General features: G+C 48.6%; 26 protein-coding genes. 15 read left to right on the top strand and 11 right to left on the bottom strand.

From position 1 onward, the window contains the following. Nucleotides 1-6 precede the first annotated feature (6 nt). The 15 genes from IPP66_04415 to IPP66_04345 all read left to right on the top strand — a co-directional run bounded on the left by IPP66_04415 (nt 7) and on the right by IPP66_04345 (nt 13613). Entirely contained in the window at nt 7-780 is a 774-nt protein-coding gene (locus tag IPP66_04415; protein ID MBK9924516.1) for a ParA family protein, read from the top strand. A 21-nt stretch (nt 781-801) separates the two neighbouring features. Next, complete coding sequence (locus tag IPP66_04410) at nt 802-1656, top strand: ParB/RepB/Spo0J family partition protein (protein ID MBK9924515.1); 855 nt, start codon at nt 802-804, stop codon at nt 1654-1656. 48 nt (nt 1657-1704) lie between these two features. Next, nucleotides 1705-3285 (top strand): amidohydrolase, encoded by a 1581-nt coding sequence (locus IPP66_04405; GenBank protein ID MBK9924514.1) that lies wholly within the window; start codon nt 1705-1707, stop codon nt 3283-3285. Between the two features lie 98 nt (nt 3286-3383). Then, complete coding sequence (locus IPP66_04400; GenBank protein MBK9924513.1) at nt 3384-4406, top strand: hypothetical protein; 1023 nt, start codon at nt 3384-3386, stop codon at nt 4404-4406. Continuing rightward, on the top strand, nt 4407-5597 hold the full coding sequence (locus tag IPP66_04395) for a hypothetical protein (protein MBK9924512.1): 1191 nt from the start codon (nt 4407-4409) through the stop codon (nt 5595-5597). It abuts the gene before it with no gap. A gap of 10 nt (nt 5598-5607) precedes the next feature. After that, a complete protein-coding gene (locus IPP66_04390) occupies nt 5608-6306 on the top strand; it encodes a response regulator transcription factor (protein ID MBK9924511.1) in 699 nt (232 codons plus the stop codon). A gap of 24 nt (nt 6307-6330) precedes the next feature. Then, complete coding sequence (locus IPP66_04385) at nt 6331-7521, top strand: response regulator (GenBank protein ID MBK9924510.1); 1191 nt, start codon at nt 6331-6333, stop codon at nt 7519-7521. 154 nt (nt 7522-7675) lie between these two features. Continuing rightward, nucleotides 7676-7969, top strand: coding sequence for a hypothetical protein (locus IPP66_04380; protein ID MBK9924509.1), 294 nt, complete (start codon nt 7676-7678; stop codon nt 7967-7969). Further along, nucleotides 7969-9282 (top strand): CpaF family protein, encoded by a 1314-nt coding sequence (locus IPP66_04375; GenBank protein ID MBK9924508.1) that lies wholly within the window; start codon nt 7969-7971, stop codon nt 9280-9282. Before IPP66_04380 ends, IPP66_04375 begins: the two co-directional genes overlap by 1 nt. 40 nt (nt 9283-9322) lie before the next feature. Next, entirely contained in the window at nt 9323-10000 is a 678-nt protein-coding gene (locus IPP66_04370) for a helix-turn-helix transcriptional regulator (GenBank protein MBK9924507.1), read from the top strand. Between the two features lie 9 nt (nt 10001-10009). After that, a complete protein-coding gene (locus IPP66_04365) occupies nt 10010-10543 on the top strand; it encodes a hypothetical protein (GenBank protein ID MBK9924506.1) in 534 nt (177 codons plus the stop codon). After that, a complete protein-coding gene (locus IPP66_04360) occupies nt 10543-11397 on the top strand; it encodes a GNAT family N-acetyltransferase (GenBank protein ID MBK9924505.1) in 855 nt (284 codons plus the stop codon). Before IPP66_04365 ends, IPP66_04360 begins: the two co-directional genes overlap by 1 nt. 15 nt (nt 11398-11412) lie before the next feature. Further along, nucleotides 11413-12033: a hypothetical protein gene (locus tag IPP66_04355; protein ID MBK9924504.1), complete on the top strand. Its 621-nt coding sequence runs from the start codon at nt 11413-11415 to the stop codon at nt 12031-12033. Beyond that, entirely contained in the window at nt 12030-12635 is a 606-nt protein-coding gene (locus IPP66_04350) for a hypothetical protein (GenBank protein MBK9924503.1), read from the top strand. The genes IPP66_04355 and IPP66_04350 overlap by 4 nt, the downstream gene beginning before the upstream one ends. Before the next feature lie 147 nt (nt 12636-12782). Further along, complete coding sequence (locus IPP66_04345) at nt 12783-13613, top strand: alpha/beta hydrolase (protein MBK9924502.1); 831 nt, start codon at nt 12783-12785, stop codon at nt 13611-13613. 55 nt (nt 13614-13668) lie between these two features. Here IPP66_04345 and IPP66_04340 read toward each other — a convergent pair whose 3' ends face one another. From IPP66_04340 to IPP66_04290, 11 genes are all read right to left on the bottom strand, one after another. Continuing rightward, nucleotides 13669-15438: a hypothetical protein gene (locus IPP66_04340; GenBank protein MBK9924501.1), complete on the bottom strand. Its 1770-nt coding sequence runs from the start codon at nt 15436-15438 to the stop codon at nt 13669-13671. After that, nucleotides 15435-16202: an ABC transporter ATP-binding protein gene (locus IPP66_04335; GenBank protein ID MBK9924500.1), complete on the bottom strand. Its 768-nt coding sequence runs from the start codon at nt 16200-16202 to the stop codon at nt 15435-15437. The genes IPP66_04340 and IPP66_04335 overlap by 4 nt, the downstream gene beginning before the upstream one ends. A gap of 160 nt (nt 16203-16362) precedes the next feature. Beyond that, nucleotides 16363-16869, bottom strand: a complete 507-nt coding sequence (locus IPP66_04330; GenBank protein MBK9924499.1) for an SET domain-containing protein-lysine N-methyltransferase — start codon at nt 16867-16869, stop codon at nt 16363-16365. 72 nt (nt 16870-16941) lie between these two features. Beyond that, complete coding sequence (locus IPP66_04325; protein MBK9924498.1) at nt 16942-18372, bottom strand: carboxylic ester hydrolase; 1431 nt, start codon at nt 18370-18372, stop codon at nt 16942-16944. 322 nt (nt 18373-18694) lie between these two features. Further along, nucleotides 18695-19402: a hypothetical protein gene (locus tag IPP66_04320; GenBank protein MBK9924497.1), complete on the bottom strand. Its 708-nt coding sequence runs from the start codon at nt 19400-19402 to the stop codon at nt 18695-18697. A 103-nt stretch (nt 19403-19505) separates the two neighbouring features. Next, a complete protein-coding gene (locus IPP66_04315; protein ID MBK9924496.1) occupies nt 19506-20084 on the bottom strand; it encodes a hypothetical protein in 579 nt (192 codons plus the stop codon). Between the two features lie 370 nt (nt 20085-20454). After that, nucleotides 20455-21144, bottom strand: coding sequence for a hypothetical protein (locus IPP66_04310; protein MBK9924495.1), 690 nt, complete (start codon nt 21142-21144; stop codon nt 20455-20457). Between the two features lie 173 nt (nt 21145-21317). Continuing rightward, entirely contained in the window at nt 21318-21893 is a 576-nt protein-coding gene (locus IPP66_04305; protein ID MBK9924494.1) for a hypothetical protein, read from the bottom strand. Between the two features lie 165 nt (nt 21894-22058). After that, entirely contained in the window at nt 22059-22853 is a 795-nt protein-coding gene (locus tag IPP66_04300) for a hypothetical protein (protein MBK9924493.1), read from the bottom strand. A 12-nt stretch (nt 22854-22865) separates the two neighbouring features. After that, on the bottom strand, nt 22866-23024 hold the full coding sequence (locus tag IPP66_04295) for a hypothetical protein (protein MBK9924492.1): 159 nt from the start codon (nt 23022-23024) through the stop codon (nt 22866-22868). 86 nt (nt 23025-23110) lie between these two features. Next, nucleotides 23111-23809 (bottom strand): CPBP family intramembrane metalloprotease, encoded by a 699-nt coding sequence (locus IPP66_04290; protein ID MBK9924491.1) that lies wholly within the window; start codon nt 23807-23809, stop codon nt 23111-23113. Nucleotides 23810-23886 lie beyond the last annotated feature (77 nt).

Genomic DNA, 23886 nt, shown 5'->3' with positions numbered 1-23886 from the left:
AACCCTATGACTCGTATCTATACCCTCGTCAACCAAAAAGGTGGAGTTGGCAAAACCACAACCACCATCAACCTCGCCGCCTACCTTGCCCAACTTGGACAGCGTGTACTTGTCATTGACCTTGATCCACAAGCCAATGCCACCTCAAGCCTTGGCGTGGATAAACGCACAGTGCAAACCGGCACCTATGAAGCCCTGCTCAATGGTGAAGTTTCACCATCGGCGATCCTCTACAATGAACGGCTTCAACTGGCGATCTTGCCTTCCTCCCCTGCGCTGGCTGGCGCAGAAGTGGAACTCGTGGATGAAATGGGACGTGAGTTCCGTCTCAGAACTGCGCTCGAAACGGTGGATAAAAAATATGACTATATCCTGGTCGATTGTCCGCCATCGCTCGGCATTCTAACCGTCAACGGATTGGTTGCTGCAAAGCAAGGAGTGATCGTCCCTGTGCAGTGCGAATATCTTGCGCTCGAGGGTCTTGGGCAACTCACGCAGACGATCAATCGCGTTAAGTCGATCCTTTTCCCAGACCTGATTGTGCGTGGCGTGGTCTTGACGATGTTTGACCCACGGACGAATCTCTCCAATGACGTGGTTGCGGAAGTCAACAACCATTTCCCGGGGCTGGTCTTCAAGAGTGTAGTTCCACGCAGTATCCGCCTCGCGGAAGCGCCCTCGTATGGTCTTCCCATTTCTGCGTATGCTCCATCCTCTGTCGGTGCGACCGCCTATGCCGCGCTTGCGAAGGAATTGCTAAAGGGCGATAGCAATAAATAGATTATGTGTAAGGAGAGTTAAATGGTAAAACGAACTGGTGGCCTCGGCAAAGGACTTGATGCCCTCATCCCTGGCGGCGAATCGAAACCAAGTGGCGGTGGTAACGGCGTTACACAGATCTCCGTTGACTTGATCCAACGCAACCCGCGCCAACCGCGTGAAAAATTTGACATTGAAGAGTTGGAGAGTCTTGCCACGTCCATTAAAGAGCATGGAGTCATCCAACCACTCATCGTTTCGCCGGGCAAGAATGGCGTCTATGTGTTGATCGCGGGTGAACGTCGTTTGCAGGCCTCACGCAAGGCGGGCTTGAAGACAGTCCCGGTAGTCATTCGTCACGCTACTGACCAGCAATTGCTTGAACTTGCCATCATCGAAAACGTCCAACGCGCGGACTTGAACGCCATCGAAGAAGCGGAAGCCTATCAACACTTGGCGCGTGAATTTAGATTCTCACACGAGAAGATCGCTGAACGTGTCGGCAAGAGCCGCGTAGCTGTGACGAACACCATGCGTTTGCTCGATGCCTCCGCCGCTGTCAAACAGGCTGTGGTAGATGGGCGTATCAGCGAAGGCCATGCGCGTGCCATGCTTGCATTGACCTCTGCCAAAGCGCAGGAAGCCCTTTTGAATCAGGTGATAAACCTCGACTTGAGTGTCCGTCAGACCGAAGCGTTGGCAGGGAAATATTCCGGGAAGAAACCGGTCGTTGCGAAGAAAACAGCCAAGGGTGCAGATGTGAACGATGTGGAACGTCGTCTCCGAGCCAGCTTGGGAACGAAAGTCGCGCTTAAGCACGGCAAAAAAGGCGGCACCGTCACCATCTATTATTATTCCGATGAAGAGTTGGATTCGCTTCTGGAAAAATTGACATAAGAAATAATTGTAGGGACGGGCAGCTGCCCGTCCCTACAGGAAAATGATATGAAACTCCTTTACAACGCGCACATCCACACGCAGGATGAAACTCAGCCTATAGCATCCGCTCTTCTCATTGACCGTGAACGAATCGTCGCAGTGGGAGAAGCGGATGTTTTGTTGTCGCAATATCCGAACGCTGAAAAACAGGATATGGGCGGGCGCATGATTTTGCCTGGCCTTACCGATGCACACATTCACTTTCAATATTATGCGTTGGGCTTGCAAAAAATTGAATGTGAGACCGATACGAAAGAGGAATGTTTACGCCGTGTGGCTGAACGCGTGAAGAGCGCGAAACCCGGCGAATGGATTCTCGGTCACGGTTGGAATCACAACACATGGAATGTTTGGCCGCTTGCATCGGAACTTGATGCCATCGCACCGAATAACCCAGTGTATCTCACGGCGAAATCATTGCACGCTGGCTGGGTCAACACTGCCGCGATGAAACTTGCGAACATTACTTCGCAAACCCCCGATCCTCAAAACGGACAGATTCAGCGCGATGCAAAAGGCACTGCCACTGGTGTTCTTCTGGAAACTGCGATGGAATTAGCGAATGCCACCATCCCATCGCCCACGGTCAATGACATTGCGAACGCGATGGAAAAGGCCCAAACCATTTTATGGAAATTGGGATTGACAGGCGTCCACGATTTTGATCGTCGCGAATCGTTCATGGCATTGCAACAACTTCATGCGCAAGGCAAACTCAAACTGCGTGTGTTGAAGAACATGCCTGTTGAACTTCTGAATGAAGCGCATGCACTCGGCTTACGTTCAGGCTTTGGTGATGATATGCTCCGCATCGGCAACATCAAAGTGTTCATGGATGGCGCCCTGGGCCCGCATACGGCCGCGATGTTCCAGCCCTATATTGGCGAAGGAGATAATCGTGGCATTCTTAACATGGATGGCGAAGAACTCTTTGAACACGGCCGCAAAGCCGCACAAGTTGGACTTGGCATGACGGTTCATGCCATCGGCGACCGCGCCAATCACGAAGTGCTCAATGCCTACGAACAACTCCGCAAATATGAAAGCGAAAATCATTTGCCTCATGCGCGACATCGAATCGAGCATGTGCAGGTGCTTCACCCCGATGACACCGCCCGCCTCGGCGCGCTGAATGTCGTCGCCTCCATGCAACCCATCCATGCCATTTCCGATATGAAGATGGCCGATGATTTCTGGGGGCCAGAACGTGCCAAACTCTCCTACGCATGGCGCACCCAATTGGACAACGGTGCGCGGCTGGCTTTTGGATCGGATGCGCCGGTCGAATCACCGAATCCGTTCTGGGGTTTGCACGCCTCCATCACCCGCCGCCGCACCGACGGTTCTCCCTCCGCCGAAGGCTGGTACGCCGAACAGAAATTGTCCATGGCTGAAGCCTGGGAAGCCTACACCCTCGGCCCTGCCTACGCCGCGAACATGGACGACCGCCTTGGCAAACTGGCCCCGGGCTGGCTTGCTGACCTGATCGTGCTCGAAAAAGACCCATTTACCTGCAACCCTGATGAATTGCTTACCATGCAATCATCGGCTACAATGGTGGGTGGAGAATGGGTTTGGGAAAGCTAATCAGGGTTTCCCGCCAACCCGCCTCTCAGTTGTTGCAAGACAGTTGCCGAAAGAACGAATCCGCGTATCAAGGACACTTATAGGATCCCGGTATTCTCATGACGCAAACATTGCCAAAACTCTCGCCTGAAATGCTTGTCCCTCGCATGGGGGAATACTTGGTTCAGAAGGGTCTCATCACGGTTGAGAACTTGCAACAGGCTCTTGATTACCAAATCAAAGAAACAGAAAAGGGGAATCAGATCCTTTTGGGTCAGGCCCTGATCGATATGAAATTCGTGGATCGTTCTGACCTCGATCAGGCCGTTACTGAACAAATCCTTCAATTACGCTCTGCGTTACAAGCCGCTAACCGAACACTCGAACGTCGTGTCGAGGAACGTACTGCTGAATTGCAGAAAGCGCTTGAGCGTGTTTCTGAACTTAGCCAATTGAAGGCTAACTTCATTGCCAATATCTCGCACGAATTAAGAACCCCCCTTACACACATCAAAGGATATGTTGAATTGCTGGTGACCGAATCGTTGGGGCCGATCACCGATGAACAGAAGCATGCATTGCAAGTCAGCCAGCAATCCTCCAATAGGCTCGAAGGGCTGATCGAAGACCTTATTATGGTCTCGCTGGCTTCACGCGGTGAGATGAGCATCAAGCTCGATGATATGGACATTCGCCGTCTTGCCAATCTGGCGGTCAAGTCCTTTTTAGGGAAGGCACAGGACCGTGGCATTGACCTGCACACCGTCTTTGACGAGGATATTCCTTTCGTGCAAGGGGACTCGCAAAAGATCGGTTGGGCGTTGGTTCAACTCATCGATAACGGAATCAAGTTCACTTCCACGGGAGGACGCGTAGTGGTCAGTGTCAAGCGTGAAGGTGAGAATTTGGTTATTGTCTCCGTTACAGATACCGGCATTGGCATCGCTCCCAGCCGCATGGATGAGATATTTGAACCGTTCCATCAGCTCGATGGTTCATCCACACGGCGTTATGGCGGAACAGGACTTGGACTTTCGCTTGTGCGGCAGATCATTGAAGCACATGGTTCTATGATCGAAGTGCAATCTGTGGAAGGACGTGGCACCACTTTCAAGTTCCCCCTGCTTGCCGTGGCAAAATAAATGGACGCTCAACTTTTTTCCTATGTTAATGGGTTGATGAAGATCATCACCGAAAGAGGGGAAACACGTGGTGTTGTTGAAAAATTCCTGACTGCGTTTCGTAAAGAATTTGTGTTTGATAATGTTGCCGCCTATTTGCAAGACCAAGATACCGGCACCCTCGATATTGTGTATGCGCGTGCTTTAGGTCGCGCAAAGAACGCCGAAGCCGATGCCGCATGGGGCGAGATCATTGCCAGCCAGGTGATGGCCAAAAAACATATTCTGGTACAGGAACCTGATACCCCATCCACATCCGATGACCGTGTTCGGCAGGCGTTTATGTTGGGGCTCCCCTTGCGGTCTGATGGGAAAGTGAATGGGGCGCTGATCTTCATCCGCTTTGGCGGCCCGGCATACTCTGATGAACATATTAATGTTGCCTCGCTTGGCGCTGAATTGCTCTCGCTCCTGTTTGAACGCAGAACATGGAGAAGAATGCGCGAGGAGCTTGAGGAGCTCAAGCAACATATTCAATTGCAGGATGATTTTGTAAGTACCATTTCACATGAGCTTCGTACTCCGTTGGGTTTCATCAAGGGATATAGCACCAGTCTTCTCCGCGACGATACACAATGGGATGAAGAAACGCAAAGAGAATTCCTCACGATCATTGACGAAGAAGCCGACCGCCTCTCCTTATTGATCGAAAACGTGCTCGAGTCTGCTCGCCTGCAAAGCAAGACGCTTCCGCTTCGCTTCCAACCCCTCAGGCTGGATGCTGTTCTACGAGATGTTTCTGCCCGCATCCGCTCCCGCTATAAAGACCTGGATGTGAGCCTCGATTTGCAATCTTCCACTGCCACGCAGGCAGATGGTGTGCGTATTGCGCAGGTATTTGAAAACCTGTTCACGAATGCTGTGAAGTATGCATCGGGTTCGCCGATTGTTGTAGGCCTCACGGAAGTGGGACGCTCATTGATCGTGACGTTTACAGACCGTGGACCGGGTATTCCGTCCGAATCATTGCCCTTAATCTTCGAGCGGTTCTATCGTGTCCGTAATGAAAAGGCCACCGGTACAGGTCTCGGACTTTATATTTGCAAGCAAATTATTGAGGCACATCGTGGTAAGATTTGGGCAGAATCAACCCCGGGTCAGGGAACCACGTTTTTCATTGAACTGCCCATCAACACTAGTAGCATAACGTGAAGGAGGCTGTATGGCAAAACGCATTCTCATTGTAGACGATGAACCCCGCTATCTACGTCTGCTGGAAGCGAATCTGAGAACGGAGGGATATGAGGTAGTCACAGCATCAGATGGCGCACAGGCCGTTGACGTTTTTTCCAATCAACCGATCGATCTGGTGTTGATGGATGTGATGATGCCAAAGTTGGATGGCTTCGGCGCAACCCAACGTATCCGTGAATTTTCGACAACTCCCATTATTATTCTGACAGCCAAAGGCGATGAGCAGGACCGTGTGCGTGGTCTTGATCTCGGCGCAGATGATTATCTCGTGAAGCCGTTCTCGGCTACCGAATTGTTGGCACGCGTCCGTGCGGTTTTGCGCCGTGCGCAAGCGCCGGGCGAGGTTGGCGGACAGTCTCGTTTCTTTACACACGGCAACCTCAAGATCGATTTTGCCCGTGCTGAAGTGTGGCGCGGTGAAGTTCCTGTTTCGCTTTCTGCGACAGAATATCGCTTGTTATTACAGTTTGCCCATCACATTGGCAAGATCATGTCATCTGAAGAGCTTCTCACCAGCGTGTGGGGACCTGAATATAAAGCGGACAAGGAAATTCTGTGGGTCAGTATTGCACGTCTGCGCCAAAAATTGGAAGATGATGCCCATAGCCCGAAACACATTGTCACTCGTTCTGGCCTTGGGTATTTAATGCCCCCCGGTGAAGAGTAAACACAACAAATAAAAGAGGTTGGAATGGTTGAAAAAACGATCTTAATCGTGGATGAAAATCAAACCAGCCGGGCCTACATCTCGAATACTCTGCGGGAAAGACATTTCAATATTCTTGAAGCTGGTTCCGGCAAAGAAGCTTTGATTTCAGCCTGGCGTGATGAGCCGGACTTGATCCTGTTTGATCCGATATTTTCCGATATTCAAGACATAGAGTTTATTCAAAAATTGCGCCAGAATGTGCGCACAAATAAAACGCCTATTATCGCGCTTTCCAGCGACTCCAGCCCTGCGCGCAAAGAGGCGTGTTTAAACGCCGGGGTGAATGAATATATTGTCAAATCTGCCGAAGCTTTCATAGTGTTGGAGCAGGCCCTTGACCGTGTCTTTGGGGCAGCCAGCATGCCATCGGGCGGTTCCTCATCTAATGATGGCGGCGAGCGAAAAGGGAAAGGCATGTTGCTCGTCTTTCTAAGCGCTAAAGGCGGGACGGGGACATCGTCTCTGTGCGCCAACCTCGCCATGGCCATCAAGACCCAACAACCGGAAGCGCGTGTGGTGGTCGCTGACCTTGTCTTGCCGATTGGCTCCATTGCGCAGATCGTCGGTTATGAAGGACCGTTAAATCTGATAACAGTATCAGACCTCCCGTCCAGAGAAACGAACCGGGATTACTTCCTAAAGAATTTGCCTGAGCCGGAGCTGTGGCAGTTCCAATTGTTGGCTGGGTCTCCTGATCCGCAACAAGGGAACAACCTAAAAGGCGAAAGAGTCGGACAGATCGTAAGTGTGCTTCGCGATGCCTATGACTTTGTCATCCTCGATATAGGACGTTCTCTCTCTCGCATCAGCCTGCCTCTGATCCAACAGGCGGATCTCATCCCCTTGATCGTTGCCAATGACCAAAGCACTGTCCAATTGACTAAAACTGTTTGGGAATATATGCAGGCACAGGGAATCGATATGAAAAAGATCTACTCGATTCTGAACCGTGCCGTGGGGCTCGAAGGTTTGACGAAAACCGAAGCGGAAGCGATCATTGGCTTCCCGATCAAGACAACATTGCCATATATGGGGAGTAATTTTTCATTGGCAAACAACCAAAACCAACCGATCATCACCAAGTATCCACAGGATACCGCCACGATTGTTATCAAGAATACTGCCACCGAAATGGTGAAAGTGGCCCGTCACAACAATATGAGCATGCGCTAACCTTAATTAAAGTGCAAGGCCGTTTTTGGTCGTGTTCGACTACACTTTAATACTGATCTGATTGAACTTGAAATTGCCTGGATTTATGAGCGTTGCTCATCCATGAAGACAAGATGTCAGGAATGTTTCAGTCATTGAGATAAAGAGAGGTGTCATGACCATTGAATATGATGAACACGGAAAGATATTCACGGATATCGTTTCCAAGATTTCCGTTAACGTGACCATGCAAACGACCACACATATGATACGTGGACGTTTACATGTGCGCCGTGACCAACGCGTGAAAGATGAGTTGGACCGGGATGAAAGTTTTCTGGCCCTGACCGATGTGCATGTTCTGGGTCCGGATGGACAAACGCTCTTTCAAGCGCCATTTCTGGCGGCACGCCGTGAACATGTTGTGTGGGTGATTCCCGAACAAACAACAGGGGAGGATAATTCCTAATGGCCGCCCCGATCAATTCCAACCGGCTGACATCAGCCGACCTGCTCAAATTCAAACGTTACCTTGTTGAAAACGTTAGCCGCACCATGGAGGGACAACCTCTCATCTTGGGTGACCGTGCTGAGGCTATCAGACAACAACTGAACGAAGTCTATGCCCAGACCCGCGTGAATTTGCCGGACGATATGCGTCGGCATCTCTTCGATGAGATCGTAGATGAGTTTACCGGTTTTGGTCCCATTCAACCATTGCTCGATGACCCCGATGTCAGCGAAGTGATGGTCAATGGCCCCAAAAAAGTGTTCATGGAGAAAGGCGGACGCGTGACAAGGAGTGGTGTCACGTTTGACGATGACGATCATGTCATGCGGATCATTGACCGCATTATCCTGCCCCTTGGCCGCCGCGTGGATGCCGACAGCCCGACAGTGGATGCACGCTTGCCGGATGGTTCCCGCGTCAATGCGGTGATCCGGCCTGTCTCTATTGATGGTCCGTGTATCACCATCCGTAAATTTAAAAAAGATAAATTGCAGGTCGAAGACCTGATCAAATATGGTTCTCTTACCAAAAACATGGGAGAGTTCCTGCGCGCTTGCGTGCATGCCCACTTGAATATTGTTGTTTCGGGCGGTACCGGCTCAGGTAAGACCACATTACTTAATGTGCTTTCCAGCTTTATCCCTGAACATGACCGTATCGTCACTATTGAAGATGCCGCAGAATTACAACTCCAACAGGATCATGTATTGCGTTTGGAAACGAAGGTGGCAAATATCGATGGCAAGGGTGCAGTGACGATCCGTGACCTTGTGCGTAACTCCCTGCGTATGCGTCCAGATCGGATTGTGGTTGGTGAGTGCCGAGGTGGTGAAACCTTGGACATGTTGCAGGCCATGAACACCGGCCATGACGGCTCGTTGACCACGCTCCACGCCAACTCCCCGCGCGATGCCCTGTCCCGCATGGAAACCATGGTGTTGATGTCTGGTATGGACTTGCCGCTCAAAGTGGTGCGCCAGCAGATTTCCTCCGCCATTGACTTGATCATTCAGCAAACGCGCCTCAAAGATGGTTCCCGCAAGGTGACGGCCATTACCGAGGTGGCAGGCATGGAAGGCGAAACAGTGGTTTTGACCGATGTGTTCAAATTTGAGCAAACCGGCATGAGCCAGGATGGAAAAATTTTGGGTGATCTGAAAGCAACCGGCATCCGCCCGATCTTTGGCCCACGCTTGGAGGCGGCTGGCTTCAAACTGAGCGGCGATATTTTCATGCCTCCCGGTGGAATTGGCGCTGGAACAAGGCGATAGAAGATAAAAGCCTCTGCTATAATCAGACTATCGAGGCGCCATGAACCTAAAGACCCAAATCACCATCCGCTCCAAAAAACTTGGCCTGCTCATGCGGGATGCCCGTATGACCGCACGCAGAAGCATCAAGGAATGTTCTGATGCCATTGGCGTGAAGATTGGCATTCTTCGTGCCTATGAGGAGGGACGGCGCGCGCCTTCTCTCCCTGAATTAGAAACGTTGGTCTATTATTTGGGCCTTCCGATCGACCACTTTTGGAGCAAGGAAGTAAAGTCGAACACACCCCAGCCCATTGAGAACCTTGATCTGCAGAAATTGGCAGCTGTGCGCCAGCGCAAGATCGGGGCATTGTTGAGGCAGGAACGAACGAGTGCCAGTGTTTCGATCCGTAATCTTTCTCACGAGACTGAGATCTCCGGTGCCCGTATCAAGGCGTATGAATTGGGCGAGCGCCCGATCCCATTGCCAGAACTGGAAGTGCTGGTTTCCAAGCTGGGCGGGCGTATTGAGAACTTCTTTGATCGTAGCGGCCCTGTTGGTCAGTGGCTGACCAATCAGGAAGCCATTCAAAACTTCCTTGAATTACCGGATGAGCTACGACAATTCGTTTCAACGCCGGTCAACCGCCCGTATTTGGAATTGGCGATGAAGTTAAGCAATATGTCACGTGATAAACTGCGTTCCGTAGCGGAAGATCTGCTGGACATTACCTTTTAGGACTTTGACGTGTCATCTACTCTTGACCCCATTGTGCTTGCTGAACAAGGCAAACAGGAATATGGAAATGGAAATTATGTCGCCGCGGCAGGCCTTTTTCTACAGGCCGCACAAGCCTATGCAGACAAACAGGATGAACTGAACGCGGCAGAGATGAAGAATAACCAGAGCGTGGCTCTGTTACAGGCGGGAAAAGCAAAGGATGCCTTACAGGCAACCGATGGCACCGAGGTGATCTTTCAAAAAGCAGGCGACGTGAGACGGCAGGGTATTGCTGTCAGTAATCGCGCCGCCGCGTTGGAAGGGCTCAAGAAGGTTGATGAGGCTTTGGCTGAATATGAGCGTGCCGCCAATCTTCTTGAACAAGCCGGTGAAGGTGATATGCACTCCATTGTGCGTAAAGCCGCCGCAAACCTCAACCTCAAGCGCGGACGTGTCACTGCCGCACAAATGGATGTGTACGACTCCTTGCGACTTGTGGAAAAGCCAAACTTTACCCAGCGCATCATGAAGTTTTTCAAACGTATTGGATTCATTCGATAGTGATCAATACACAGGTTCGTCTCGCGGACCTCAAAGACCATCAACGATTATCGAACCTGGTTTTTTTTGAGACCCGCTCCCACCGTCATCTGGATTGGCGCTCACCATTGGAATGGCTGGGTGATAAATATTTCTGGGCGATGGAGGAAGGCTCACAGCTCACAGCCGCACTGGCATGTCCCGAAGAAGCTAAAGGGATCGCCTGGGTGCGGTTGTTCGTTCATACGGGGTATTGGTCAGCAGAAAATGCATGGTCCCTTTTATGGGATGTGGCCAAAAACGAGATTGCGCGTGCAGGTGGTGCACAAGTTGCCGCCATTGTGCAATATTCATGGTTCACAAAAGTATTGGAAGCAAGCGGGTTTGAAAACCGTCAGAATATTGTGATGCTTGAGTGGCAGTATCAGCCTCGAGCTTCGTTTGAAGCGGCGGGAGTCCGCATCCGCAAGATGACCGAGGCAGACCTTCCGCAGGTCACAGCCGTGGATGGCGAGGCGTTCGATCCGTTATGGCATAACTCGCTGGATACACTCAGCAGGGCACATGCACAATCGTTGTTCGCGACGGTTGCAGAAGATGCGAATGGGATCATTGGGTATCAGGTGACTACGGGGTCAGGTTCTCGCGCACATCTTGCGCGGCTGGCTGTGCATCGCGCGGTGCAGGGACGTGGTGTCGGCAGGATGTTGCTGGGGAATTTGTTCGATACGCTTTCTCAGGCTGGATATTTTAGGCTCTCCGTCAACACGCAGAACGATAACAACATTTCACTTGCGTTATACAAAAAAATGGGTTTTCTCCGCACGGGCGAGGCATATCCCGTGTATACTTTCGATGTACCGGCATATTCTTAACGATAAGGAGGCAGTATGACAACCCGTGAAGATGCAGTGATCATTAACTCACTTGTGCGTCAGGCATTGACCTCAATGCAGGAAGTGATGGGTGATAACGGCCTGAATGCCGTTCTCAAATCGTGTGGTCTTGAAAAATTTGTTGGTAATTTACCGCCGAACGATCTGGAGCCTTCGATCAAGGCTTCGCAGTATGCACAGTTGAATCAGGCCATTGAGGATTTCTACGGTCGCGGCGGCAAGGGCATGTTACGGCGCATCGGTAAGGCCTCCTTCCAATATGGCGTGCGCGAACAAGCGGCCTTGTTGGGCGTGGCGGGCGTTGCATTGAAATTATTGCCCGAGAAACAACGTATCAAATTCATCTTGAACGGTATGGCCGATGCGTTGAAGAAGAGTAACTCACAGGTCAATGCGTGGGTGGATGAAAGTGGTGACAAACTCGCTTATGTTGAATCCACCTGTGCCATTTGCCACAGTCGCCACAGCGATCACTCCATTTGTCATCTTTATGTTGGCTCGGTCTCTGAAGCTGTACAATGGGCAACCGGTAAAGAATATGAAGTCATTGAAACACATTGCCTTGCCAAAGGCGATGAATATTGTAGATTCGAAGTGGGAGAAGTAAAAGCGTGAGTGAAGTGAAATTTCCGAACCGTACACTGAGTCGTTTTGTTGAAACAATTGTAAAAGAATTGGGAAGCGATCAGTTCAATGCCATGTTGGCCCTTTCGCAATTACCTGCCGAATGGGCAAAGCATGAAACGTTTGCCAAGGCAAACCCTGTCGACGCCGCAAAAGCCTATGCATCCTTGCAAGCCGCCATGCGCACGTATTACGGTCGTGGCGCGCGCGGCATTCTCACCCGTGTGGGGCAACGCCTGTGGAATCATCTTTTAGATGACGCCGCTCTCGGAGGCAAAGCGCAGGCCGCCATTATTAAGCGATTGCCTCTTTCAACACGACGTAAACCTACGCTGGAAATGCTCGGTAAATTTGTCGGGACTCAATCAAGCGACATCACGATTCATACTTTAGACCTTGACCTGCTTTTTGCAGATCATGCCTCTCCCAACGCTGACGGTCAGACCGCTTCCGCGCCGATCTGCTACGTCACACAGGGACTCATCCGTGAAAGTCTTTTCTGGGCCACTGGCCAGAGTTATGATGTGGAAGAGACATCGTGCAAAGCAATGGGCAGAGATGCCTGTGAGTTCACGATCACCGGCGGGAAGTAGAATGTTTTCCTCGCTGAGCGGAGCGTCCTTCGACTACGGGCTTCGCAACAATCGCTCAGCCCTCCGCTCAGGATGGAAAATATTCTTGGAAAGAGCGTAGTCGAAGCGCGCAGATCATAACCAACGTAATCCATACTGTGAGACTACATGAATACAGAATCAAATACACACGAAGATGTCACCATCTACATGCAAGGCTGGGAACCGGAAGGGAAACTTAAAGCCATTGTATGTCTTGTCCACGGGTTGGGGGAGCACACTGGACGATATGCGCACGTTGGTAAGGCTTTCAACGATGCGGGGTATGCCCTGTATGGCTTTGACCTGCGCGGCCACGGACAAACCCCCGGCCCACGCGGTCACTTCCCCTCGCTCGATGTGGTGATACAGGATATCCGTCAGTTCGTTGAATTCCAAAGGCAGAACAACCCCGGTCTCCCGGTCTTTCTCTATGGTCACAGCCTGGGCGGATTGCTGACTCTTACCTATGTGCTTCAATATCCCGATGGATTAAAAGGTGTGATCGTCACAGACTCAGCTTTGCGTTCTGCTTTGCAAGAACAAAAATTGAAAGTTGCCATGGCGAAACTGCTTGGCACACTTGCACCGGCCATGACCATCCCCAGCGGGTTGGATGCAACGACCATTTCACGTGACCCCGCCGTTGTGGAAAAATATGTCAACGATCCGTTGGTACACGACAAAACCAGTATGGGACTCGGCAAAGCTGCCTTGGATGCTATTGACCTGTGCTTTTCACGTGCCAAAGAATTTAAACCGCCCTTGCTCATTCTGCATGGCACAGCTGACAAACTGACTTATCCCAGTGGAAGTGAAGACTTTGCCAAGCTCGCCAGCGAAACGAACAAGGATGTCACATTAAAGTTGTTGGATGGCTTCTATCACGAACCTCACAACGAACCCGAGCAAGCTGATGTGTTCAAGATGATGATCGAGTGGATGAATAAACATTTATAACCCACCCATATAAAAATCCCGAAGAGGTAACTCTTCGGGATTTTTGTTTTTAAACCTAGTCTTCGTTCAACCGCTCTACTTTTTTACGAACCAGCCAGAGGGGAGCAAGGGCGCTTGCTAAAGTGATACTTGTACCAAGGAGTAACCCGATCAAATATCCATATGGAGTGGGAATGTCGAAGAATCCGGTTAGACCAATGGGAGCTACGAACGCTCCGAAAGAGATCGGCAAATACAGCATTGTGACGAGTTGCCCGAGGCACCCTGCGCCTCCAGCGTTCATGCGGCGCGGATCGTCCCAGGTGAAGTTCGCTCCCAGTACGCCAAAGGCAAGCAGAATGCCTGCGCTCCCTGCCAGACACATGATGATCGCGATCAGGCTATAGAAAAATTCCAGAAGCGATAATTTTTGTGCGATGGAAATAACTGTTAGAAAGACCAAGCCTAATCCCAACGGTGGGAGATAGGACACAATGAATTTCGCCGTAAGCAAATGACCGGCGCGGACCGGGGATACTTTCAGCATCCAATAGTTTTTGCCTTCGTGTGAAAAGCCCATGCCTGCCAGCCGTGAGAGGATCATCCAGCCCACGAACAGGGACATGCCCACACTGCTATACGCCAACATAACGCGGAACGAATCTTCAAGCCAAAGGGGGGCATCGCTTTGACCGGACTGCAGATTACTTCCATTGCGGAGGATGGAGAAGGTGTAGATCACACCGAGGATGATCGGCGAAAGCAACTGGGAGAGATTGCGCAGATCACGCGTCAGGGTGAGAAAATCTTTTTGAACAATGCCCAGCACCGGGGTCGGAATGAGGCGGAGCAGTCCAGATGCAAGATTGGCTTTTTCGGGTTGTGTCCTTCTTCGGACTTGAGTCGCTTTTTTGCGTGTGACGATCTGCACGCCAGCCCAACCAGAATAGAAGAGTTGTTCGGCGGTGACGAGGGCAAACCAAAATGCGAGGGATGCCAACGCAAGAGTGAGGGTCACCAATAAAAGACCAGAAAGCCAATGGCTTTCACCTAAAGCGACGAGACCTTGCCCAGCCCAATTGAGCGGGAGCCAGGGTGTGTTGGCGCGCGTGACAAAACCGGTGAACTGTGCCTCTGAGACGTTGATGCTTTTACCGACAGTGCGGCCGAAGTTTCCCATTTGGGAAAAAGTAAAACCGATGATGGCGCCGATGAAACCGAGTATCTCTGCGGCACGGCGTGGTGGCATGATGCGTACCACGAGCATGACCAATAAGGATGCAAGCCCTGCGGCGGCAAGCGCGAGTGCGACCATCATAATTACAACAAGTGGGTAATAGATAAAGTTGTAGTTGCTGGAGGAACCGAGCCCAAAGAGGATGGGAATGCCGAAGAGTGCGATCAAACTGAAGTTAGGAAGAACCGCCTGTAAAAGTTTGGCAACGAACACCGAGCGGATGGGAATCGGTGATGCGAGCAGGAAGTCCATATCGCCCGAAAGATATAAGGCTTGCAACAACACACCGAAACTGGTCAACAGTGTGCCGATGAATAAGGCGCTGAGAGTCAACACAGGGATGGCGGAAAGGAAGGGCCCTGCATCGACACCGGCGTATTGGTGAAGTGCGGGTGAACGTACGAAACCCAGCAACAAGCGGCTCATGGAGAAAATAAAGAATGCAAACGCCAGCAAGCCCAGCCAGACGAATATGGTGCCGATCTTGCGCCTGAGCTTGGCGTGACGAAAAGCGTTAAATGTGATGCGCAAGCGTAGTGAGAGTAATTTCCATACGCCGGGTAAAACCCGCGCATCTGGCATATGTGGAGATGGGAATGCTGTGTTCATTTCAAGACTTCTGCGATCTCAGCTTCTTCTGCGCCGCCCGTCAGACCAAGGAAGATATCTTCAAGGCTGGCTTGTCCTGTTTTATCGAGCGTACGCAGTTCGTCCATGGTGCCGACAGCGATGAGTTGTCCTTTGTTGATGATGCCGATGCGATCACACATGCGCTCGGCGATCTCCAAAATGTGCGTGGAGAGCATCACTGCCGCGCCGCGGTCTGCGAGTTGACGGAGAATGTCCTTGATGAGCCGTGCCGATTTGGGGTCGAGGCCGACCGTGGGCTCATCGAGGATCAAGACCTTGGGGTCGTGCATCAATGCGGCGGCTAACGAAGCCTTTTGTTGCATGCCGTGACTGTACGAATCAACTGTATCGTCTGCGGCGTTGGTCAGATCGAACATGCGCAGTAACTCATCAATACGATGCGCGACTTGTCCGCGATCGACGCTGTAGAGGTCACCGACGAAGCGCAATAGCTCGCGCCCGCTCAACTTGGCATATAGATTTGGCGTATCAGGGACGTATCCGCTCGAGGCTTTGGCAAGCATGGATTGTTTCTGGATGTCATAGCCAGCCACTTTGACGGACCCTGAGGTTGGCTGGAGCAATCCCACGATGACTTTGATCGTAGTCGTTTTCCCGGCTCCATTCGGACCGAGAAAGCCGAATACTTCACCTTGATATACATCAAAGCTGACATCGTTCACAGCGATCTTATCGCCGTAGCGTTTGATCAGATTACGAGTTTCAATGAGGGTTTGTGGCATGATGTCTCCAATCGGTAGAAAGTATTAAACCACCATATTGAGTTAATACGCAACCGTCTGGAAAAGGGTGTATGAAAATAAGAGGATGGTCCATGTTAGATAGGACCTTCTTTGTCTGTTTTTCTTTTCAACGTTGAGATTGCTGTTTATTGGTGGTGGTTTATTGTGGGTTCCCAAAGTTTTTAAGTACAGCAATCTCTTTCTGGTATTGTTGTTGAAACCACTTATCCAGATAAGGCAAATATTCAAGCTGAAATTCCATCGGAAGTTTGAAGTAGTTCCCAATGTATGTCTTTCTGCATCTCTTTGCGCCACAGTGACAAGGGAAGGTACCTTCGTTGTCGCCATTGATGGCATAGTCGTAGGTAATCTCTTCCCCTTCTGTAATATCTCTACAGGCCAAAACATTTCTAACACCTTCGATCGTTTTTACGTAGGTGTTTGGATCGCAACAGTGATTAATACATCGTTCGGGTTCTTGCATGATAACAATCTTGCCGTCAAAGAAGTCTGCGTTGAATTCCCAATCATCTGAAGTGAGCGTAGTCTCACCCGTGACAACATAGGAGTCGTCAATCTGTAAAACAACTTCGCCTTTGCGAAAGTGCTTTGCGGCAAACACTCCACTTCCTTGAATCCCTGATCGTCTCACGATTACGTTTGGCATAATATCAATCTCTCAACGAGAATTTAACCAATGGTCTGTGTTTATGTGCATCACAGGTCACATGTTTACTAATTAAGGTTGACGTGTCTCAAATAACACTTCAGGATATTCCTTCACCGGCCCGGCGAGCAAATCTGACGGAACTTCCTTGAGATGTTGATCGAAAAATGCCAATGAATAGACGTTGATGATATGGTGTGCTCGCTCAGCGGGTATTCGCCCGGATAGGCCCATTTGCGATGCAAGTGGTGAGAAGAGAGGTGCATCAGTAAAGTCTGGATGGAATAGTCCCGGTATCAATACCAAATATCCGGGGCCAGGCAGAGTCGCATACACTGCACGCATAGTACTCTGGGTCTCATCAATATCGGACTCGGCCCAACCTTCAAGTTCCATAGTTTGGGCGTCCCGGCTGATCCACATGGCAGGTTGTTGCAAGCCTGCCTGCACAACGCTGGCTGACATGAAAGCATCCATCACAAGGCACGCTTGCAAGCGCGAATCCAACCGGCAAGCTTCGCCTGTCACGATCCCGCCCAATGAGACACCGAAAATCCCCACATGTTGCAGGTCCATTCGTCCACTTAAGATATCCCCCGAGTCGGTTTTATCTAAGAGTGTAAGTTGATCGAGTGTGAAGGTGACATCCTGAGCCAGGAAAGGAACGGCCAGATCAGTGAATGGATCATGCCCAACATTTTTGGGGTTATACATGCGGGAGTCCATGGCTATCAAACGTCCGTCGGGAAATACGACTCCGGATGCCGCATAGGGCTGATCAATCCCAACGACGATATATCCATGGGAAACAAGCTCTTCGATTTGAAAGGTGTTCGACTGGCGATATCCTCCACGCCCGGACAAGAAGATCAACACTGGGTAGCTGGCTTTATCCTCTGCGAGAGGGGCGGATAGGATCGCATGTGTGGGTACATACTTAAAATGCTCGAAGAGGAAAGTTGGCAGATGGAGTATGCGCAAAGTAGCGGCAAGAACCTCTGGATGCTGTAAGTAGTATGTGTGAGGCGCTGATGGATCGGTCTTGGCGGGATACCAGATTTGCGCCATAACCTCGCGCCGGGCCTGAGGATTTGTACTGAAAAACTCCTGACGGTTTGTATCTACCCAATGGTAGGTCATCGTGCCGATTTGATAAGGTCCACTGGGCTGTGGGAAGCGAAAGACCGGGAAAAGAAACGGCAATGTGACGGAGATAGTGAAAACAATGATGCCCAACACAATCGCCAGGTTAATAAAAAATCGATGGGGAACCATCGGTGTGGTAACGATACGATTTAAAAGCCAGAGCAGGAAAAACAATGCACTTAGCATATAGGCAGGGACCATCTGCCAACGTGATTCTTCAAAGAGCAACTGAGCAATCATGGGTAATAATATGATTGATATGTAACCGGTTTGACGCACTACACTGAATTGTGGGAAGCTGAAGATAATGAACGCCAGAAAATTTGTAAGAATCACAAGCATCTCAAAGAGTCTCATTAGGTTATCTCCATAAACGCATAAGGCTTGGAACTATCAAAAGCGAAGGCGATTTCCACCAGTTTGAAATCGACGATATTTCTTTTATGTCAATGGAAGCCATGTTTGTGGAATTTGCTTCTTGCCCATATTGTTCTCATCGGTTGACCAAACAGAATATGATGCTGCATGGTTGCCGTTTGTATATTCTGAAAGTTGCAAACGAGAAATTGTCATAAGACCTGCGTTCATGACAATTGTTATACACTTTGTCAGCCCGCTTTATTTGGAATGGACTTGTGCTCATAGCGAGGCGTCTTGAGAAAAGTAAAAGTGATAACAGTTATGAATAATGTTGCGAATGACATATACATTGGGTTGTATAACGAGCCATAGTATGGCATAAGCGAAAAAGCAACATTGTATGTTGCGTGCGTTGCAATTGCGCTGAAAACACTTCGTCTGTCAGAACGTAAATTTTTGTAAGTAGTACGCGATAGATGATGGAGTACATGCATTGCCAGAAAATCCAAACAGTAGAGTTATGTGTTTGAAAGAATGGTATGGTGTGCCATAGGGCTCCAGTAATGCCAACAATAAGCCCGCATATAATAATGGTATGGCGCTCAAGCAAGATGTCGGTCATTATAGCCGTCCAGCCAATTTCTTCACAATAACCGCTTATTCCATAAATGAGTAAAAAGATAGGGATGTTTAGGAGCGGCGTCATTTTGTCGGGAATGTCTGCGCCACTCCATACTGTTAGAAAGTACGATAGTAGTACAGTAAGCGGCATTAATAGAAAAATACCGATCTGCCATACGGGATTCTTGATACGCTTAATGTCAATGCCGCGTAGTAACAAATCACGGATGGATGCGCCGTTTTGGTGGGTGATAATTACGGCTGCCAGGAGAACAGAAAGAAATTGAAGTGCGCTAAAAGGCAATTTGACAGGAATAATTTTTGTCGCGTCGAAGAAGATGGCGGCTAGCCAGAGGGGTATTGAAAAAAGTAAAACCAACCACAAAAAACGAGGTAATGTTTTCATGTAGGGTCATGCCCTTCTTGATGTATTATGACTTCAAGTGGCGGACTAATAACTTGAGTCTGTGGGCGCGTGGTGTCAGTTACTTTGGAACAGGAAACTCGTTTTAATCGCGCTTCCCTAGCTTGAATTGTACAAAGATAAAAATTATTAAGTCCACGATAAAGATGTAAATAATAAAACTGCTGTTGGTAAATGTCCACTCTTTTAGTGTTAGCAGTGTTAAAGTGACGCCAATACAAGTTGCGAGCCAGGGCCATGCGATCTCTGTCTCTGGATGTTTGTAAGCCTTAACCAGTGTTGGTAGTGCCGCCAGGCCATCGGCCAGGATGCTAAAGAAAATTGCCACATTACCAACTTTTGTTATCAACCAAAGCATCAAACCTATCAGAGACAAAAAGCCACAGGCTAAATCAAACCTTGTTATTTTCCATTCAGCCTTTTTGTTGGTAAAGGATGCGATAAAAGTTAAAAGAGGGAGAAAGCCCGTGCTGAAAGTCATTAATGACTCCAAGCCTACTCCTTGCTTTATTTGGGCGGAAAAGGCGATCATCGGAGCGATTGACCATAATAAAAAAGAGACTCTATTGGGTTTGACGCGCCCTTTGATGGTGTCCCATAAATACGCAAAGGCCCCAGCAGTACCAATTAAGGTGCCAATGATTACAAAATTTTGATTCAGCATGCCGATTGCCATAAAGAAGATAGAGAAAACGCCCAAAAGAATAGTGCTTTGAAGTTGATATAAACTACTGCTGTGTACATTCAAACTCTGGCCCTTCACGCTATGTGTACGAATGGAAAGAGAGATTTATTCGGTTCACTTAAGATCAAAAGCCGCCTAACGGATTGCGTTACCCGCGCTAGGGCAGGGACGGCGAAGTCGTCCAACCAGAAAAATGCTTGACTGCGAAGCGTGCCGTAGATCGGGCAGGCGAGCATCCAGTGAGCATCGCCCAGCTAAAGCGCATTGGTATTTTACATCCCCAGTGTCAGGTGCAGGCTGTGTTGGGTAGCTGTTTTTGTAATGGATAGTGTGTGTGTCTACCACAATTCTATCTGCCCATGAGCAAGGGGAAAATTAGTGTGAACCCAAGTCCGATGAAAATTGCAACACTTATGCCAAAAATAACTGCACCTTGCAAGTCATATTCATAATTGGAAAGAGCTTCAGCGCCTTGAGCTTGATAAGCCTTATAAGCTCCATTCTGTAATCGAGCTAACGCCCAAGCATAGCCAAAATTCACTCCCATCGCTAAATAAGGAATGCTTAGGATAAGTTGAATTGGTACATTTTTGTTGGTTGAAAGAAAACTGACCCATCCTAAGGCTAATGCAATTGCTAACCCTGGCACGATGATCGAAAGCAGAATAGTTATAACTTGCCATTCTGGTTTCTTTAACCGTTTCCAGTTAAGTCCTAATGCGATTCCGACGAAAATGGATGTGGCAATAACAACAAACCCTAAAACCTGATATGGATTCCACGGCGCATCCTGTTCATTTGTTTTTGCGCCACCTGCTTTGTTGTTGATTGATGCATCGTCAAGTCTTGGATCTAATACCCCTCCGTACCAAATATTTACTCCAAGAGCACCCGCAATGGCTGCTACAAGAAATAAGGCACCAACATAATAAGCAGGCAGACCACTTATGCGCCAACCATTGAGTCCAATCCACAAAAGCCATATTCCAATAGCGAAAATAAAAATGAGAGTCAGCGTACGTTTTTTCTTTGGCGTCATATGTGATTTATCTCCTTAGAGCCGCCTAATGGATTGCGTTACCCGTGCTGGGGCAGGGACGGCGAAGCCGTCCAACCAGAAAAATGATAAGGCTTAGGAAACTGCCTGAGATTTGCTCAGAATCCCCAGCTTCAGGTGTACGCTTTGTTGGGCGGCCATTGACTTGAAACGTATTATTGATCAGACTCATACGGTTTTGCTTCCCAAGAACTATGCCATTCCGTAAAAAAAGCATCGGTTTGATAACCGAATTTTGTATGAAGTATTTGGATTATTGATTTTGAATCTTCAACAAAAGCTGTTGCATTTTCAAGATTTGTTTCGATTTCCCATAAGGTATGTGGAAGTTTCGGTTTGTCGCCGAGTACTCCATCTTGAACTTCTTCAACCTTTACTTGTTCAGTCTTGCCATGAGCAATTTGTTTGCGAAATTTGAAAATCTTATCAAAAGTTTCAAATGGTGGTTTGGAGAAATCTGATGAGAACGCTATTTTTGCTGTGAGCATTTCCAATTTCTGCTTTGGACTCTTGCTTCTTTCAAACTTTGTCCAATTGGGAAATTCTGATGTTCCTAAGTGATTCAAGTAAGCCTCAAGTGAAAATGCTGAAAAGACCATTGCTGTGAGACAGTTGAAAAAGCGACCATCCACAGATTCTTTAGCTGCTTGAAGGGAATAATAGGCGGCATTGTGCAGTGTCACATATGCAAACGATGTTGTTTCTGCCTTGACGATAATTTTATTCTTCATCTTTGATCCCTATGACCAGCCGCCCAACGGCTGGCGTTACTGGCAAGTGCGGGATGTGGCGGGAAAAGCCAAAGCGCCGAATCTGCCATTGGGGCTGAATCCCCGAAAGTGTGGGCAAAGCCCGCACTTGTCTAGTGCACGCGATGTTGGGCGCATTGTTTGAAATCATGATTTTGTTTTAAGAAATGAAAAAGTCTCTTTAGGCTTTTTCATTGTCAAGAGACGATAGTCACTTCTGTCGTTTCCACTTTCAATTCTAGCCCGTCCATATTCAAAGGCTGTTCTAACATCTTTGTTTTCGGCGATTGCTTCGTAAAACGCCGATGCAAATTTGTTTGCTTCGTCATCTCCAAGTAAGCCGTGAACACCAATGGCAAAGTCGATATTATTTGCTAATAATTTACATATTTCATCAGAGTAAACCGTATTTAGCACAACCATGCGGAGTTTGTCATTAAATAGAGACAGTAGATTGTTTAAGGATTCTGATGAGACTCTGTAATCCAATCCCTTTTCGTCTTCAAAGATAAGTCTAGCCCCGTCTTTATCATTATCTGTCGCATGACATGAGATGTGCAAAATATCCGGGGTAAATTTAAGCAGGTAATTTTGAAGGTCATTCCATTGGGCAGCCCAAACTTGTTCTAATTCAAATGCATCTCTGTTTCCTGATTTTTGGATGCCTTCTTTCATGCCCCTGATTTCTTTATCAAATCGTATGTGGCTTAAATTGCTGGGACTTGCGGCAATAAACAAAATCCTTGTTTTTTCACTTGCAGTCCCTTTTTCAGCAACAATCGATTTCCGAATTTGCTCTGACTCCGCTTTGATTTTCTCTGTTTCGGCTTTAGTCTTTTCGATTTCAGCCAATCCCTTTTGACGCATGAAAAGATACGTGGGAATAGCACCAAGTATTACCCCTACTAAACCAATTAAGGCAGAAATAATTTCAGGAGACATTTTTAACCTTTTTCAATTGTTTGTGCGCCAGCGCCCAACGGATTGTGTTACCCACGCTAGGGTAGGGACGGCAAAGCCGTCCAGCCAGAAAAATGCTGCGGCGTAGAAAACTGCTTGACTGCGAAGCGTACCGCAGATCGGGCGAGCGAGCATTGCCCAGTCAAAGCGCATTGGCGTTTGACATCCCCAATGTCCAGTGCGCGCTTTGTTAGCCCGTATTAAGTCTTGGCAAGGATTTGACTTTTATACCTTTTCAATTAACTCAGAACGGCCGAAACTAAGATTATAGCTAGATTGAATACAACATGCAACACAGTTGCTGAAATAATATTATTGTGTTTCCATGTCATATATCCTCCAATAAACCCAAGCAAAAATATTGAAAACATCTGTCCCCAGTTGTCATAAAAAACTGTAATATGCAAGATGGCAAAGATCGCTGACTGAATGAAATTGGCAGAAAAGAATCCAATGTTGGATTTTCTAAGATAACTTAGAAACCACCCTCGAAACAAAATTTCTTCGGCAATGCTTGTCTGTAAATATAGAGTAACGATTGCAAACTTTGTGTAATTAAATGCAGTTAAGTAATCCTTATCGGGTAGTTGCGCCAACAGACTAACAAATGTTAGGACTAAACCCGCTACCATCCCTATCCCAATGTAGTGGAGAAACTCTGTAACATTTCTCAGTCTAAATTGTTCTTTCAAATTGGCGATATTCAATACCAATCCAACAAGACAAACGACCAACTTGGGTTGCAGGCTAAAAATAATGAGGTTATCAGGACGATAGGTGATACCGAATCCCGTGACTAATATTCCAACGAGTACAAAGCTCATTCCCCAGGGAATTGGGAGCTTATGTCGCCAAGCGTAAATGAAAAAATACAACCATAAGCATAGAATCAAAAATATACCAAACAACTGTAACGAGCGTGGGTCAGACCACTTCATAGTCATTTATCAGCTTGGTGCATTCATACAGAAAGAGCGGATTCGATCTTTTGGCTTTCCATTTGAACATGATGGAC

The organism is Candidatus Defluviilinea proxima, assembly GCA_016721115.1.
Taxonomy (GTDB): Bacteria; Chloroflexota; Anaerolineae; order Anaerolineales; family Villigracilaceae; genus Defluviilinea; species Defluviilinea proxima.
This window is presented reverse-complemented; position numbering and strand designations above follow the sequence as displayed.

Coding starts and splice junctions, on each gene's coding strand:
- IPP66_04415 (MBK9924516.1), top strand. CDS start 7: ATGACTCGTATCTATACCCTCGTCAACCAAAAAGGTGGAGTTGGCAAA.
- IPP66_04410 (MBK9924515.1), top strand. CDS start 802: ATGGTAAAACGAACTGGTGGCCTCGGCAAAGGACTTGATGCCCTCATC.
- IPP66_04405 (MBK9924514.1), top strand. CDS start 1,705: ATGAAACTCCTTTACAACGCGCACATCCACACGCAGGATGAAACTCAG.
- IPP66_04400 (MBK9924513.1), top strand. CDS start 3,384: ATGACGCAAACATTGCCAAAACTCTCGCCTGAAATGCTTGTCCCTCGC.
- IPP66_04395 (MBK9924512.1), top strand. CDS start 4,407: ATGGACGCTCAACTTTTTTCCTATGTTAATGGGTTGATGAAGATCATC.
- IPP66_04390 (MBK9924511.1), top strand. CDS start 5,608: ATGGCAAAACGCATTCTCATTGTAGACGATGAACCCCGCTATCTACGT.
- IPP66_04385 (MBK9924510.1), top strand. CDS start 6,331: ATGGTTGAAAAAACGATCTTAATCGTGGATGAAAATCAAACCAGCCGG.
- IPP66_04380 (MBK9924509.1), top strand. CDS start 7,676: ATGACCATTGAATATGATGAACACGGAAAGATATTCACGGATATCGTT.
- IPP66_04375 (MBK9924508.1), top strand. CDS start 7,969: ATGGCCGCCCCGATCAATTCCAACCGGCTGACATCAGCCGACCTGCTC.
- IPP66_04370 (MBK9924507.1), top strand. CDS start 9,323: ATGAACCTAAAGACCCAAATCACCATCCGCTCCAAAAAACTTGGCCTG.
- IPP66_04355 (MBK9924504.1), top strand. CDS start 11,413: ATGACAACCCGTGAAGATGCAGTGATCATTAACTCACTTGTGCGTCAG.
- IPP66_04345 (MBK9924502.1), top strand. CDS start 12,783: ATGAATACAGAATCAAATACACACGAAGATGTCACCATCTACATGCAA.
- IPP66_04340 (MBK9924501.1), bottom strand. CDS start 15,438: ATGAACACAGCATTCCCATCTCCACATATGCCAGATGCGCGGGTTTTA.
- IPP66_04335 (MBK9924500.1), bottom strand. CDS start 16,202: ATGCCACAAACCCTCATTGAAACTCGTAATCTGATCAAACGCTACGGC.
- IPP66_04330 (MBK9924499.1), bottom strand. CDS start 16,869: ATGCCAAACGTAATCGTGAGACGATCAGGGATTCAAGGAAGTGGAGTG.
- IPP66_04325 (MBK9924498.1), bottom strand. CDS start 18,372: ATGAGACTCTTTGAGATGCTTGTGATTCTTACAAATTTTCTGGCGTTC.
- IPP66_04320 (MBK9924497.1), bottom strand. CDS start 19,402: ATGAAAACATTACCTCGTTTTTTGTGGTTGGTTTTACTTTTTTCAATA.
- IPP66_04315 (MBK9924496.1), bottom strand. CDS start 20,084: ATGCTGAATCAAAATTTTGTAATCATTGGCACCTTAATTGGTACTGCT.
- IPP66_04310 (MBK9924495.1), bottom strand. CDS start 21,144: ATGACGCCAAAGAAAAAACGTACGCTGACTCTCATTTTTATTTTCGCT.
- IPP66_04305 (MBK9924494.1), bottom strand. CDS start 21,893: ATGAAGAATAAAATTATCGTCAAGGCAGAAACAACATCGTTTGCATAT.
- IPP66_04300 (MBK9924493.1), bottom strand. CDS start 22,853: ATGTCTCCTGAAATTATTTCTGCCTTAATTGGTTTAGTAGGGGTAATA.
- IPP66_04295 (MBK9924492.1), bottom strand. CDS start 23,024: ATGCGCTTTGACTGGGCAATGCTCGCTCGCCCGATCTGCGGTACGCTT.
- IPP66_04290 (MBK9924491.1), bottom strand. CDS start 23,809: ATGAAGTGGTCTGACCCACGCTCGTTACAGTTGTTTGGTATATTTTTG.